Source organism: Streptomyces sp. NPDC014891, from assembly GCF_043081085.1.
In the GTDB taxonomy this organism is placed as follows: domain Bacteria; phylum Actinomycetota; class Actinomycetes; order Streptomycetales; family Streptomycetaceae; genus Streptomyces.
Genome location: NZ_JBIBWF010000004.1, coordinates 774881 through 787332 on the forward strand (window position 1 = coordinate 774881; position 12452 = coordinate 787332).

Annotated in this window: 11 protein-coding genes; 7 read left to right on the top strand and 4 right to left on the bottom strand. The window is 74.6% G+C overall.

Annotation, left to right across the window (positions count from 1 at the left end; translation table 11 throughout):
• The 5 genes from ACF09E_RS15280 (at position 1) to ACF09E_RS15300 (ending at position 5426) form a co-directional block, all read left to right on the top strand.
• Positions 1-1308 (top strand): hypothetical protein, encoded by a 1308-nt coding sequence (locus ACF09E_RS15280; RefSeq protein WP_392205628.1) that lies wholly within the window; start codon positions 1-3, stop codon positions 1306-1308.
• Positions 1305-2252, top strand: coding sequence for a glycosyltransferase family 2 protein (locus ACF09E_RS15285; RefSeq protein ID WP_392205629.1), 948 nt, complete (start codon positions 1305-1307; stop codon positions 2250-2252). The genes ACF09E_RS15280 and ACF09E_RS15285 overlap by 4 nt, the downstream gene beginning before the upstream one ends.
• A 77-nt stretch (positions 2253-2329) precedes the next feature.
• Positions 2330-3517, top strand: a complete 1188-nt coding sequence (locus ACF09E_RS15290) for a polysaccharide pyruvyl transferase family protein (RefSeq protein ID WP_392205665.1) — start codon at positions 2330-2332, stop codon at positions 3515-3517.
• A complete protein-coding gene (locus tag ACF09E_RS15295; RefSeq protein ID WP_392205630.1) occupies positions 3514-4077 on the top strand; it encodes a dTDP-4-dehydrorhamnose 3,5-epimerase family protein in 564 nt (187 codons plus the stop codon). The genes ACF09E_RS15290 and ACF09E_RS15295 overlap by 4 nt, the downstream gene beginning before the upstream one ends.
• 5 nt (positions 4078-4082) lie before the next feature.
• Complete coding sequence (locus ACF09E_RS15300) at positions 4083-5426, top strand: glutamate-1-semialdehyde 2,1-aminomutase (RefSeq protein WP_392205631.1); 1344 nt, start codon at positions 4083-4085, stop codon at positions 5424-5426.
• Between the two features lie 46 nt (positions 5427-5472).
• Here ACF09E_RS15300 and ACF09E_RS15305 read toward each other — a convergent pair whose 3' ends face one another.
• Complete coding sequence (locus ACF09E_RS15305; protein ID WP_392205632.1) at positions 5473-6162, bottom strand: phosphatase PAP2 family protein; 690 nt, start codon at positions 6160-6162, stop codon at positions 5473-5475.
• A gap of 280 nt (positions 6163-6442) precedes the next feature.
• Between ACF09E_RS15305 and ACF09E_RS15310 the strand changes: the two genes are divergently transcribed.
• Positions 6443-6991 carry a GNAT family N-acetyltransferase gene (locus tag ACF09E_RS15310; RefSeq protein WP_392205633.1) on the top strand — a complete coding sequence of 183 codons (549 nt, stop codon included), beginning with the start codon at positions 6443-6445 and terminating at the stop codon, positions 6989-6991.
• 46 nt (positions 6992-7037) lie between these two features.
• On the opposite strand, the gene ACF09E_RS15315 is transcribed toward ACF09E_RS15310, so the two are convergent.
• From ACF09E_RS15315 to ACF09E_RS15325, 3 genes are all read right to left on the bottom strand, one after another.
• The gene (locus ACF09E_RS15315; RefSeq protein ID WP_392205634.1) at positions 7038-8303 is read right to left on the bottom strand and encodes an MFS transporter; all 1266 of its coding nucleotides are present in this window, start codon (positions 8301-8303) and stop codon (positions 7038-7040) included.
• The gene (locus tag ACF09E_RS15320) at positions 8300-9703 is read right to left on the bottom strand and encodes a glycoside hydrolase family 1 protein (protein ID WP_392205635.1); all 1404 of its coding nucleotides are present in this window, start codon (positions 9701-9703) and stop codon (positions 8300-8302) included. Before ACF09E_RS15320 ends, ACF09E_RS15315 begins: the two co-directional genes overlap by 4 nt.
• Positions 9704-9939: 236 nt before the next feature.
• A complete protein-coding gene (locus ACF09E_RS15325; protein WP_392205636.1) occupies positions 9940-10827 on the bottom strand; it encodes an endo alpha-1,4 polygalactosaminidase in 888 nt (295 codons plus the stop codon).
• Between the two features lie 328 nt (positions 10828-11155).
• Here ACF09E_RS15325 and ACF09E_RS15330 point away from each other — a divergent pair, with 328 nt between their 5' ends.
• A complete protein-coding gene (locus tag ACF09E_RS15330; protein WP_392205637.1) occupies positions 11156-12307 on the top strand; it encodes a right-handed parallel beta-helix repeat-containing protein in 1152 nt (383 codons plus the stop codon).
• Positions 12308-12452: the final 145 nt, after the last annotated feature.

A 12452-nucleotide genomic window follows, 5' to 3' on the forward strand; every position in this document is an offset into this window, starting at 1 on the left:
GTGACGAGCACCGAGAGGGAGACGGCGACCGCGGAGCCGGCGGGACCCGCCCGGCCGCCCGTGCGGCGGGGCATGGCCGGCCGGCTGTCCTGGGGGCTCGCCGACCAGGCGGCGTCCAGCGCGACCAACTTCGTGGTGGGCATCTACGTGGCACGCTCGCTCGGACTGGAGGCGTTCGGCGTGTTCAGCCTGGCCTGGGTGACCTTCGGCGTCGTGCTGGGGGTCTCCCGGGGGCTGGCCACCGACCCGCTCATGGTCCGGTTCAGCGGGGTGCCGGAGGAGTCCTGGCGGGGGGCGGTGGCCCGGTCGTCGGGGACCGCCCTCGGCGTCGGCGTCGCCGTCGGCGCGGTGTGCCTGGCCCTCGGGCTCGGCTTCGGCGGTCCCGTGGGCCACGCCTTCGCCTGCCTCGGCGTCGTGCTGCCGGGGCTGCTGCTCCAGGACGCCTGGCGGTTCTCCTTCTTCGCCGCCGGCGCCGGGCGCAAGGCGTTCGTCAACGACCTCGTGATGGGCGCCGCCCTGGTGCCGGCCATGGTCGCGGCCGCCCGGGTGGGCAGCGTCGCCGCCTTCGTCCTGGCCTGGGGGGCGGCCGCCGCGGTGGCCGCCGGCTACGGCCGTCTCCAGTCCGGCATCCGGCCCCGGCCGGCGGGGGCGCGCCCGTGGATCCGCGAGCAGCGCGACCTCGGGTACCGCTACCTCGTCGAGAACGTCGGCGTCAGCGGCGCGGGCCAGCTGCGGGCGTACGGGCTCGGCGCGATCGTCGGCGTCGGCGCGGTCGGGGTGGTGCGGGGCGCCGAGCTCCTCCTCGGTCCGTTCCTCGCCGTCCTGATGGGCCTGTCGCTGGTGACCGTCGCCGAGGCGGCACGGGTGCTGCGGCAGGCCCCGCACCGGCTGCGCGCGTTCTGCTTCCTGCTGGGCGGCGGACAGGCCGCGGCCGCCCTGCTGTGGGGCGCGGCGCTGCTCCTCGTGCCGGACCGGCTCGGCGCGTTCGTCCTCGGCGACGTCTGGCAGGCCGCCGCCGCCCTGATCGTGCCGGCCACCCTCGGTGTCGCGGCCGCCGGCCTCGGCACCGGCGCGGCCGCCGGGCTGCGGGCCCTGGCCGCGGCCCGGCGGAGCCTGCGCTGCCAGCTGATCGCCTCGACCCTCTACGTCGGCGGCGGACTCGGCGGCGCGCTCGCGGCCGGGACGGTCGGCTCGGCCTGGGGCGTGGCCGTCGCGACCCTCGGCAGCTCGGCCGTGTGGTGGCTGGAGCTGCGGTCCGCCCTGCGTGAGCACCACCAGAAACCCCTTCCCGAAGTGAGGACACCATGACCGCCCCACCCCGGCTCGGCATCGGGCTGCCCGTGTACAACGGCGAGGAGTACCTCGCCGAGGCCCTCGACGCCCTGCTCGGCCAGACCTTCGAGGACTTCGAGCTGGTCATCTCGGACAACGCCTCGACCGACGGCACCCGGGACATCTGCCGGAAGTACGCGGCACGGGACTCGCGCATCCGGTACATCCGGCTGACCCGGAACATCGGCGCCGCGCCGAACCACAACTACGTGTTCACCCAGTGCCGCGGCGAGCTGTTCAAGTGGGCCTCGCACGACGACCTGTACGCCCGGGACCTGCTGCGGCGCTGCGTGGACGCGCTGGACGAGCGGCCGGAGGTGATCCTCGCCCACGCCGACCAGGCCGTCATCGACGGCGACGGCCGGGTGAAGGTCCCGTACGACTACACCCTCGCGACCGCCTCGCCGCGTGCTCCGGAGCGCTTCCGCAGCATGCTGTTCGAACCCGGCGGGGACGACTTCTACGGGGTGATGCGGGCCGACGTGCTGCGCCGGGTCAGGCCGCACGACAGCTACCACCACGCGGACCGCACGTTCGTCTCCGAGATCGGCCTGCACGGTCCGTTCCACCAGGTGCCGGAGCTGCTGTACTTCCGCCGGGACCACCCCACCCGCGCGGAGCGGGCGAACCCCTCGAAGCGCTCCCGCTGCGTCAACCTGGACCCCCGCCGGGCGGGCCTGCTGCATCCGACGCCCCGGCTGCTCGCCGAGTACGTCTGGGGCTTCGTCGCGGCGATCCGGCGGGCGCCGCTGACGCCGGCCGACCGGCGCGCCTGCTACGGCCACCTCGTGTCGTGGGCGGCCAGCCGGGCCCGGCCGGGCGCCGGGGAGCGGGTCGAGGACCGGACCCCGGTCGACCCGGACCGGCTCGCCGTCTCCCTCGACGACATCGTGGCCGGCCGCGAGGGCGGGCGGACGTGAGGACCCCGGCCGGGCCTCCGGTGCGGGTGGGCCTCTTCGGCCTGCTCGGCTCCGGCAACCTCGGCAACGACGGGTCGATGGAGGCCGTCCTCGGGTACCTCCGGCGCGACCACGGGGACGCGGTCGTCGACGCGATGTGCGGCGGACCCGAGGTCGTCCGGCTCCGCCACGGGCTTCCCGCGACCCGGCTGCACTGGTACCGCGGGGAGTACCGGACCGCGTCCCGGGCGGGCGCGGTGGCGGGCAAGGGGCTCGGCAAGCTCGTCGACGCGGTCCGCACCGCCGCGTGGGTGCGCCGCCACGACGTGGTGATCGTGCCGGGCATGGGCGTCCTGGAGGCCACGCTGCCGCTGCGGCCGTGGGGCTTCCCGTACGCCCTGTTCCTGCTCTGCGCGTCCGGCCGGCTCTTCGGCACCCGGGTCGCGCTGGTCGGCGTCGGCGCCGGGCCGGTCGGCAACCGGGCGACGCGGACGCTGGTGCGCTGGTCGGCGCGGCTCGCCGCGTACCGCTCGTACCGCGACACGCAGTCCCGCGACGCCCTGCGGGAGATGGGCGTGGACACCGCGGGCGATCCGGTCCACCCGGACCTCGCCTTCGCGCTGCCGGCGCCGTCGTCCGGGGCGCCCTCGGGGGCCCCGGGTCCGGTGTGCGTCGGCGTCATGGACTTCCACGGCGGTGACGACGACCGCGACCGTGCCGAGGAGATCCACCGGCGCTATCTGGACGGGACGACCCGCTTCGTGCGCGCCCTGGTCGAGGACGGCAGACCGGTGAGGCTGCTGACCGGCGACGCGGTCGACGCGACGGTGGTCGCGGCGATCCTCGACGCGGTGGACTCGCCGCTGGTCACGGCCGCCGAGACGGCCTCGCTCGACGATCTGATGAAGGAGATGGCCACCGCCGACGCGGTGGTGGCGACGCGCTATCACAACCTGGTCTGCGCGCTGCGGGTCGGCGTGCCGACCCTCGCGCTGAGCTACGCGGCGAAGAGCGACGCCCTGATGGAGCTCATGGGCCTCGGCGCGTACCGCCATCCGGCGCGGGAGGCCGACGCAGACCGGCTGCTCGACCGGTTCCGGGAGCTGGAGAGGCACGCGGCGGAGCTGCGGCAGACCCTCGCCGAGCGGAACCTGTCCGTCGGCCGGCACCTCGACGAGCAGTTCACCGCCCTGACCGCGGCCGTGTTCCCCGGAACCGGCCGGGCCGACGCCCCGGCCCACACACACGCACACGCCCACCCCCACGCACCGCGGGAGACCCCATGAAAGCGATCCCCGTCCCGGAGATCGACGGCGCCCACCTGTTCGAACCGACGCCGTACGCCGACGAACGCGGCTTCTTCTGCCGTACGTTCGACGCCGACGTCGTCCGCTCGGTGGGCCTCGACCCGGACGCCTTCGTGCAGGACAGCGTGTCCCGCTCGGTCCGGGGCGTGCTGCGCGGCATGCACCTGCGCTCCGGCGCCGGCGAGGCCAAGCTGGTGCGGTGCTCGTACGGCAGGATCTTCGACGTCGTGGTGGACCTGCGGCCGGGTTCGCCGACCTACCGCAGCCGTGCCTTCTTCGAGCTCTCCGGCGAGACGCAGAAGACCCTCTACATCCCGGCGGGGTGCGCCCACGGCTTCCAGGCGCTGTCCGCGACGGCGGACACCTCGTACCGGATCGACCGGCCCCACGACCCGGCCGAGGACGTGACGATCGCCTTCGACGACCCGGACCTGGCCATCCCGTGGCCGCTGCCGCCCGTGTCGGTGTCCCCCCGGGACCGCGAGGCGCCGAGCCTCGCCGAGGTCCTGGAGCAGCAGCGCCCGAGCCCCGGAGAGTGACCCGCATGGAGACGGAAGTGACACAGGAGACCGAGGAGTTCGCCCTGCCGCGGTCGCGCGAGGCGAACGCGCGGCTGCACGCCCTGATCCCCGGCGGCGCGCACACCTACGCCAAGGGCGACGACCAGTATCCCGAGGACCTGGCCCCGGTCATCAGCCACGGCCGCGGCGCCCACGTCTGGGACGTCGACGGCAAGCGCTACATCGAGTACGGCTCCGGCCTGCGGTCGGTGAGCCTCGGGCACGCCCATCCGCGGGTCGTCGAGGCGGTCCGCCGGGAGATCGACCGCGGCGGCAACTTCGTCCGGCCGTCCATCGTGGAGGTCGAGGCGGCGGAGCGCTTCCTGGCCACGGTGCCGACCGCCGAGATGGTCAAGTTCGCGAAGAACGGCTCGGACGTCACCACCGCGGCGGTCCGTCTGGCCCGCGCGGTGACGGGCCGGCCGAGGGTGGCGGTCTGCGGCGACCACCCGTTCTTCTCGGTGGACGACTGGTTCATCGGCACCACGCCGATGAACGCCGGCATCCCGGCGGCGACCACCGAGCTCACCGTGGCGTTCCCGTACGGGGACCTGGCCGCGACGGAGGAGCTGCTCGACCGGTACCGCGGCGAGGTCGCCTGTCTGATCCTCGAACCGGCGGGGCACACCGAGCCGCCGCCCGGGTACCTCGCCGGCCTGCGCGAACTGGCCGACCGGCACGGCTGCGTGCTGGTCTTCGACGAGATGATCACCGGTCTGCGCTGGTCGGAGGCGGGCGCGCAGGGTCTGTACGGGGTCGTCCCCGACCTCTCGACGTTCGGCAAGGCGCTGGGGAACGGCTTCGCCGTCTCCGCGCTCGCCGGGCGCCGCGAGCTGATGGAGTGGGGCGGACTGCGGCACTCGGGCGACCGGGTGTTCCTGCTGTCGACCACGCACGGCGCGGAGACGCACGCGCTGGCCGCCGCGGCGGCCGTGCAGACCACGTACGTGGAGGAGGGCGTGACCGCCCGTCTGCACGCCCTGGGCGAGCGGTTGGCCGCGGGCGTGCGGCAGGCCGCGGCGGGCATGGGTGTCGCGGACCACGTCGTCGTCCGGGGGCGGGCCAGCAATCTGGTCTTCGGGACGCTCGACGCGGAGGGCAGGCCGTCGCAGGAGTACCGGACGCTGTTCCTGCGCCGGCTCCTCGCGGGCGGGATCCTGGCACCGTCGTTCGTGGTGAGCAGCGCCCTCGACGAGGCCGACGTCGACCGCACGGTCGAGGTGGTGGCGCAGGCCTGCGCGGTCTACCGGAAGGCGCTGGACGCCGGGGATCCCACGCCGTGGCTGGGGGGCCGGCCGGTGAAGCCCGTCTTCCGGCGCACGGTGTGAGGAGGCGCCGGACGTGAGGTGACGCCCGGCGCGAGGTGACGCGAGGTCACCCGGGGTGCGGTCCGGAGCGCCTGTGCCGGGCGGAGTCCGCGACCCGGTCGACGGTCCAGGCGGTCGCCGGTACCACCGCGAGGGCGGTGAACCAGCCTCCGAGGGTGTCTGTCGGGTAGTGCGCGCTCAGGACGATCTGGGCCCAGCCCATGGCGGCGCCCGCGGCCAGGGCCGCGAGGAGCACCAGGGTGGTCCCGGCCGCCCTGCCGAGGCCGGAGCGGCCGGTCGCGAGGAGCACCGCGACGAGGGCGAGAGCGGTGAGGAAGGCGGTGTGCCCGCTCGGGTAGGAGAGGTTCCCGTCGCCGTTGATGGTGCGTCCCACGAGGTGCTTGAGCACGCGCGTCGCCACCACGGCGGCGCCGACGCCGGTGACGACGAGCACCGCCGCGCGCGGGCGGCGGAGCAGCAGGCAGCCCGCGACGACCGCGGCGATCAGGGCCGCCGCGCCGAGCGGTTCGCCCAGGAAGTCGACGGCGAGGGCGAGGTGGCGGGTTCTCGTCCCCGTGCCCTCGACCGCGGCCAGGATGCGCACGTCGAGCCGGCCGGGCCGGGCGGCGTCCGCGTACCGGAGCCCGAGCGCGAGGACGAGGAGCGCGGCGGCGGTCGCCACCGGGAGGAGCACGGAGCGGATCGGCGGGGGCAGCACCGCGGGCGCGGGCCGGTCCCCTTCGGCCAGGCGTTCCAAGGCGAGCCCCCCGTCGTGTCCGGCCGTCGTGACCGGGCCCTCTCCCGCGAGCGTATACCGGGGGCGGGGCCGGTTCTGCGCCGATTCCTCTCGGGCTCGGGGCGCGTCCCGGAGGGCGTCCCGGGAGGGCAGCGGCCGGTGCCCCCGCCACCACGGCGGATGTCCGGCGCGCGGCCCGCGCCGCGGCGCGGGAGGGGCTCGGTCCGTTCCGGGCGGAGCACCGGTTCCGCTGAACGAGGGGGGCGCCGGGCTCCGTGACGGCAGGGACTAGCGTGACCGCATGATCTCCCCTTCGCCACGGGTCGCCCTGCACCCGCTCGACCTCACCGACCAGGACGAGTTCTGCGCGCTCGTCCGCGCCAGCGCCGAGCTCCACGGGCCGTGGATGCAGCTGCCCTCCACGGCCGAGGCGTTCCGGACCTGGATGCGCCGCTTCGAGGGGGGCGCCAACCTGGGCCTGCTGATCCGGGTCCGGGAGACCGGCGAGGCCGCCGGCATGGTCAACATCAACTCGATCATCCGGGGCCGGTACCAGGGTGCCTCCCTCGGCTACGCGGCCTTCGCGCCGTCCGCGGGGCGGGGCTACATGGCCGAGGGGCTCGCCGCCGTCCTGGAGTACGCCTTCGGCGAGCTGCGGCTGCACCGGCTGGAGGCCAACATCCAGCCGGGGAACGAACCGTCGCTGGCCGTGGTGCGGCGGCTGGGCTTCCGTTACGAGGGGCTGTCGCCGGACTACCTCTACATCGACGGCGGCTGGCGCGACCACGAGCGCTGGGCCGTGACCGCGCCGAAGCCCTGGACGCCCGACCCCTCCCTGCCGGAGGTCTGAGGCGCCGCGCTCCGGGCGGCCCGGGACCGCCCGGAGCGCCCCCGTCTCAGGGGACCGACCGGATCCGGCGCACGAGCACCGATCCCGCGAGGGCCAGGGCGCCCGCGAGGGCGTACAGCGCCGTGTAGCCGCCCAGCCGGGTCACGACCGGCGCCGCGACGACGGGGGCGAGGACCTGCGGAAGCGCGTTGGCGATGTTGATGACGCCCAGGTCCTTGCCCCGGTCCTCGGCCGCCGGGAGCACGTCGGTGAGCAGGGCGAAGTCCACGGCCGTGTAGACGCCGAAGCCGAGGCCGAGCACCAGCGAGGCGACGACGGCGCCCGTCCACGTCTGCCAGACGGCGAGCAGCAGGGTGGCCGCCGCGATGACCAGGCCGGAGCCGATCACGTACGGCTTCCGCAGTCCGCTGCGGTCCGAGCGGATGCCGCTGACCACGACCGTGGAGAGCAGGGTGAGCGCGTTGAGCGCCGTGAGGACGAGGACGCCGTTGTCCGCGTTCCCGCTGTAGTGCACGGCGTCGGTCAGGTAGTAGAGCAGGTACATCGTGCTGATGGAGTACGACAGGTTCATCAGGAACCGGGTGAGCCAGGCCCAGCCGAAGTCGGGATGGCGGCGCGGGTCGATCCAGAAGCCCGTGAGGAACGACCGCCACCGGAAGGGCGGACGGTCGGCCGGGGAGAGCACGGTGTCACGGCGCATCACGACGTACGGAACGGCCGCGAGCACCGTGAAGACCGCGCAGGCCAGGTAGCCGCCGCCGACTCCGCCCGCGAGCGTGGCCAGTGCCGTGCCCACCAGGATGCCGACGACCTGGGAGACCCCGAGCCAGCCCCCGACCAGACCGCGCTGCCGTGGAGGCACCTGGTCGGGGACGGCCGCGGTGAGCGCGGCGAAGGCCGCGTTGAGGGCGAGCTGGACCAGGCACCAGCCGGCGATCACGGTCGTGACGCTCCGCGCCGAGGCGAGGAGGAGGAGCCCGGCCGCGCCGCCGGCCACTCCGCCGGCCACCCAGGGGACGCGCCGGCCCACGGCGGCCGTCGTCCGGTCGGAGAGGGCCCCGAAGACGGGGTTCGCGATCATCGACACCGCCGCTCCGACGCCGGTCACCAGGGCGAGGGTCGATGCCTTGTGGTCGGGCGTGAGGTGCTCCGCCTGACGGGCCAGCAGCAGTTGCAGCGGGCCGAACCAGCCGACCCAGACGCCGAGGTTGGCGAGGGAGAGCGCGCCCACCCAGCGCCCTCCGGCCGGGGTGGCCGGCTCGGCGGCGGGTCCGGCGGCGGTTCCCTCCGCCGCCGTCCCCTCGGTGGTCATCCGGCGCTCCTGATCAGGTCGCGGTACCAGGCGAAGGACCGCTTGGGGGTCCTGACGAGCGTCTCGTAGTCGACGTGGACCAGCCCGAAGCGCTGCCGGAAGCCCTCCGCCCATTCGAAGTTGTCGAGGATCGACCAGATGAAGTAGCCGCGGACGTCGGCGCCCTCCTCCATCGCCCGGTGCAGGGCGCGGACGTGGCCGTCGTGGTAGGCGATCCGGCGGGCGTCGTCGATCCGGCCCGTCTCGGGGTCGGGCCCGTCGGCGTACGAGCAGCCGTTCTCGGTGATGTAGAGGGGCGGCAGCCGGTCGCCGTAGCGCTCGCGCAGGGTGGCCAGCAGCTCGCGCAGGCCGTCCGGGACCACCGGCCAGCCGAAGTCGGTGAGTTCGCGTCCCTCGATCTGCCGGATGTCGAAGGGGAGGTCGGGCGGGATCTCGATGCCGCCGAACGAGGCGCCGGCGGGGCCGGCGGTCTCCTCCCCGGCGGAGGGGTCGGCGGCCTGCCCCGGAGCGCCGACGAGCATCGGGTTGTAGTAGTTGACGCCGTACCAGTCGAGGGGGGCCGAGATCGTCTTCAGGTCCTCCGCGACCGGGCCGGGGAGGAGGGAGTCCAGGCCGGCGGGGTAGGAGCCGGTGAGGATCGGGTCCGCGAAGAGGCGGTTCGTGAGGGTGTCGTACAGCTCCGCGGCCGCCCGGTCCTCGTCGCTGTCGCCGGCGGTCCAGACGGGGCTGTGGGAGGCGGCGATCCCGATGCTGCGGGCCCCGGCGGCGCGCAGGGCCTGGACCGCCAGTCCGTGGGCGAGGAGTTGGTGGTGGGCCGCGGGCAGCGCGTCGAAGACCAGGCGCCGTCCGGGGGCGTGCTCGCCGATGCCGTAGCCGAGGAGGGTCACCTCGGCCGGTTCGTTGACGGTGATCCACAGGGGCACGCGGTCGGCGAGCCGCTCGGCGACGACCGAGGCGTACGCGGCGAACCGCTCGGCGGTGTCGCGGTTCAGCCAGCCGCCCTGCTTCTCCAGGGCCAGCGGGGTGTCCCAGTGGAAGAGGGTGGGGGCCGGGGTGATCCCGGCGGCGCACAGCTCGTCGACCAGCCGGTCGTAGAAGTCCAGGCCCCTGACGTTGACCGGGCCTCGGCCGTCGGGCAGGACGCGCGACCAGGAGATCGAGAACCGGTAGGCACCGACGCCGAGTTCGGCCATCAGCGCGACGTCCTCGCGGTAGCGGCGGTAGTGGTCGGTGGCCACGTCGGCCCGCGAGCCGTCCTTGATCCGGCCCTGTTCCCCGGTGAACGCGTCCCAGCTGGACGGGCCGCGGCCGTCGGCCGTGAGCGAGCCCTCGATCTGGAAGGCGGAGGCGGACACTCCCCAGAGGAAGCCGGCCGGGAACTCGGGTACGGGCGCTGTCATGTGGACTCGCTTCGATCGGCGGCGTGCGGGTTGCTCACGGCACTTTCGGGGCCGTGGGTCCGCCCTGTCAATGGAAAGTGAACAATTCTCATGTTCTTGGGGACGGGCGCGACGCGAACGGGTCCTTCCCGCGTGCGGGAAGGACCCGTTCCCCTCTCGGGGCGCCACCGGTCGGCCGCCTGCCGGGGCGTCACCACACGAGCGCGCGCCGGAGGTCCGCCGCCCGACCGCCGCCGTCAGCAGGTCCGGCGGACGTACCCCGGTGCGCCCGCGGGTCGGACGTCTGTGTCGCGCAGGACCACGGAGAGCGTCCCGCCCCAGGTCGCACAGGCCCGGGCCAGGCCCTCGGGCCGGTACTCGATGACGAGCACCCGGTGGTCGAAGGCGGTCGCGTAGGCGCCGCACTCGTCGTACTGGCCGCACTCCTCGGCGACCGCGAAGTCGAAGCCGAGCGCCCGTCCGCGCCGGGCGAGCTCGGAGGCGTTCTTCTGGCCGATGGCGAGCCCGGCCGCGTGCGCGCGGCCGATGAGCAACCGCGCGAAGGCGAGGTCGTGTTCGGGCGTGAGGAGACCCCGGGAGCGTGCGTGGGAGTCGAGGTTGTCCGCCTCGACGGCCTGGTAGCCGGCGGCGGCGCACCCGTCGATCCATCCGCCGACGATCGCGGCGAGGCGCTCGCGCTTGGCGGGCACGGAGACGTCGAAGAGGGCCTCGTCCCAGTCCTGGTCGACGACCGGCGCTCCCCCGGCGTCCCGGAGGAGCAGGTCGGGGTGGTTCTCCTCCCACCAGGCGGTGGCGTCCGGCTGGGCCTGGAAGGCGTTGACGTAGCAGATGTTGTACAGCCCCCGTGCGGGCTTCGCCGTACGGTCGCGGGAGACGGCGCCGACCCCGGCGGGCGGCGGGTAGGGGCCGCCGATCTGGTAGTCGAACCCGACATGGGGCTCGGGCGGGACGACCGCTCGGCCGGCGGAGGGCGGCGGGGAGGAGGGGGCGTAGTCGGCGCCCCCGCCCTCCGCCGCCGCGGTGCAGCCCGTCACGGCGGCGAGGAGGCCGGCCAGGGTCAGGGCCGCGAGGCGGTGCCGGCGCCTTCGCGCGCTGCGGAGGGGGCGGGATGCGCGGGCGATCACGGTGCGGGGGCTCCTGCTCGTCGGTTCCTGGGGACGGCACCCGGGCCGCCCACGGACCCACGGTACGGGCGCGGGGCGCCCCGCGCGTGCCGGTCCGCGGAACGCCGTGCGGAGGGCACGGAATTCACCCGAACCGGTTGCAACGACCGTTCCCAGCCATGTATCTGAACTCTGATCAGGTGCTCGGATCGTGGACGAGGTCTTGCGCGGCCCGTCGGCCCTCCCTACTGTCCCGCGCAATGGTCAGGAATGCTTCCTGACCATCGTCTGGACATCGATGCGAGCCCCCACCGCTGCCCTCGCGCAGCACTCACCCAGAGGACGTCGGATGTCGTACGCACCTCAGGCACGCCCCGCACCGGAAGACCGCACCCCCCGCACGAGCCGCCCCCTGACGGTCGCCGTGGCCCTCGCCACGGCCCTGGCCGGCCTCACCGGCCTGACCGGCGGCACCGCCTCCGCCGAGGACCGGGCCGCCACCGCGGCCGCCCCGGACGGCGCCGCCGGTCCGGTCGTCGACGTGTCCACGGCCGCACAGCTGCGCGGCGCCCTGGCCGACGCGCAGCCGGGTCTGACCATCAGGCTGGCCGCCGGCGAGTACCGCGGCTCGTTCGTGACGACACGGCCGGGGACGGCCGCCGCGCCGATCACACTCACCGGCCCGCCGGAGGCCGTCCTCGTCAACGACGGCCCGTCGGGCACGGCGCCATCCTGCCCGGCTCCGACGAGCGGCTGGGACTCGGGCTACGGGCTGTGGCTGTACGGCGCGCCGTACTGGAGGCTGACCGGTTTCACGGTGAAGGAGTCCAAGAAGGGCGTCGTCCTGGACGACTCCCACCACGTGACGATCGACGGCCTCTCCGTCCACCACGTCGACGAGGAGGCGGTGCACTTCCGGCGCTCCTCGGCCGACGGCGTCCTCCGGAACTCCACGATCACCCACACCGGCCTGGTCCAGGCCGGGTACGGCGAGGGGGTCTACATCGGCTCGGCCGGCTCCAACTGGGCCTGCCACGGCAACGAGGGAGGCGTGGACCGCTCGGACCGGGTCCAGGTGCTGGACAACAGGATCGGACCGGCGGTCGCCGCCGAGCACATCGACGTCAAGGAGGGCACCTTCGACGGGGTGATCCGCGGGAACACCTTCGACGGGACGGGGATCAGCGGCGCCAACTCGGCCGACTCGTGGGTCGACGCCAAGGGGGTGGGCTATCTGATCGAGGGCAACACCGGGACGTTCACCCGGCCGGGGACGTTCGCCAACGGGTACGAGACCCACAACCCGTCGACGACCCCGTCGTTCCCGAACGGCTGCGGCAACGTGTGGCGCGGCAACCGCTCCGACCTCGGCGGGGTGGGCGCCTACGCCGTGAAGATCACCTCGACGTCGAAGTGCGCGACCGCCCCGAACGCCGTGCACGCGTCCAACACGGTGACGAACGCCCGCAGCGGCCTGACGAACGTCCCCGTGACGCCCTGACGGCCGCGAGCGGTGCGGCCCCCGGCGCCCCGGGCCCCCCCCCCCCCCCCACCGGGGGCCCCCCCCCAAGTCAAGGGTCCCGGAAGCGGCCCCCCGGGGCTGGTTTGCGCAGCCGAAATGAAATTAATGCCAGTTAAAGAATTTA

Bases quoted from the DNA above. Each gene is read 5' to 3' on its own strand.
- ACF09E_RS15320 (WP_392205635.1), bottom strand. From the start codon at position 9,703: ATGACAGCGCCCGTACCCGAGTTCCCGGCCGGCTTCCTCTGGGGAGTG.
- ACF09E_RS15315 (WP_392205634.1), bottom strand. From the start codon at position 8,303: ATGACCACCGAGGGGACGGCGGCGGAGGGAACCGCCGCCGGACCCGCC.
- ACF09E_RS15300 (WP_392205631.1), top strand. From the start codon at position 4,083: ATGGAGACGGAAGTGACACAGGAGACCGAGGAGTTCGCCCTGCCGCGG.
- ACF09E_RS15310 (WP_392205633.1), top strand. From the start codon at position 6,443: ATGATCTCCCCTTCGCCACGGGTCGCCCTGCACCCGCTCGACCTCACC.
- ACF09E_RS15330 (WP_392205637.1), top strand. From the start codon at position 11,156: ATGTCGTACGCACCTCAGGCACGCCCCGCACCGGAAGACCGCACCCCC.
- ACF09E_RS15295 (WP_392205630.1), top strand. From the start codon at position 3,514: ATGAAAGCGATCCCCGTCCCGGAGATCGACGGCGCCCACCTGTTCGAA.
- ACF09E_RS15285 (WP_392205629.1), top strand. From the start codon at position 1,305: ATGACCGCCCCACCCCGGCTCGGCATCGGGCTGCCCGTGTACAACGGC.
- ACF09E_RS15290 (WP_392205665.1), top strand. From the start codon at position 2,330: ATGGAGGCCGTCCTCGGGTACCTCCGGCGCGACCACGGGGACGCGGTC.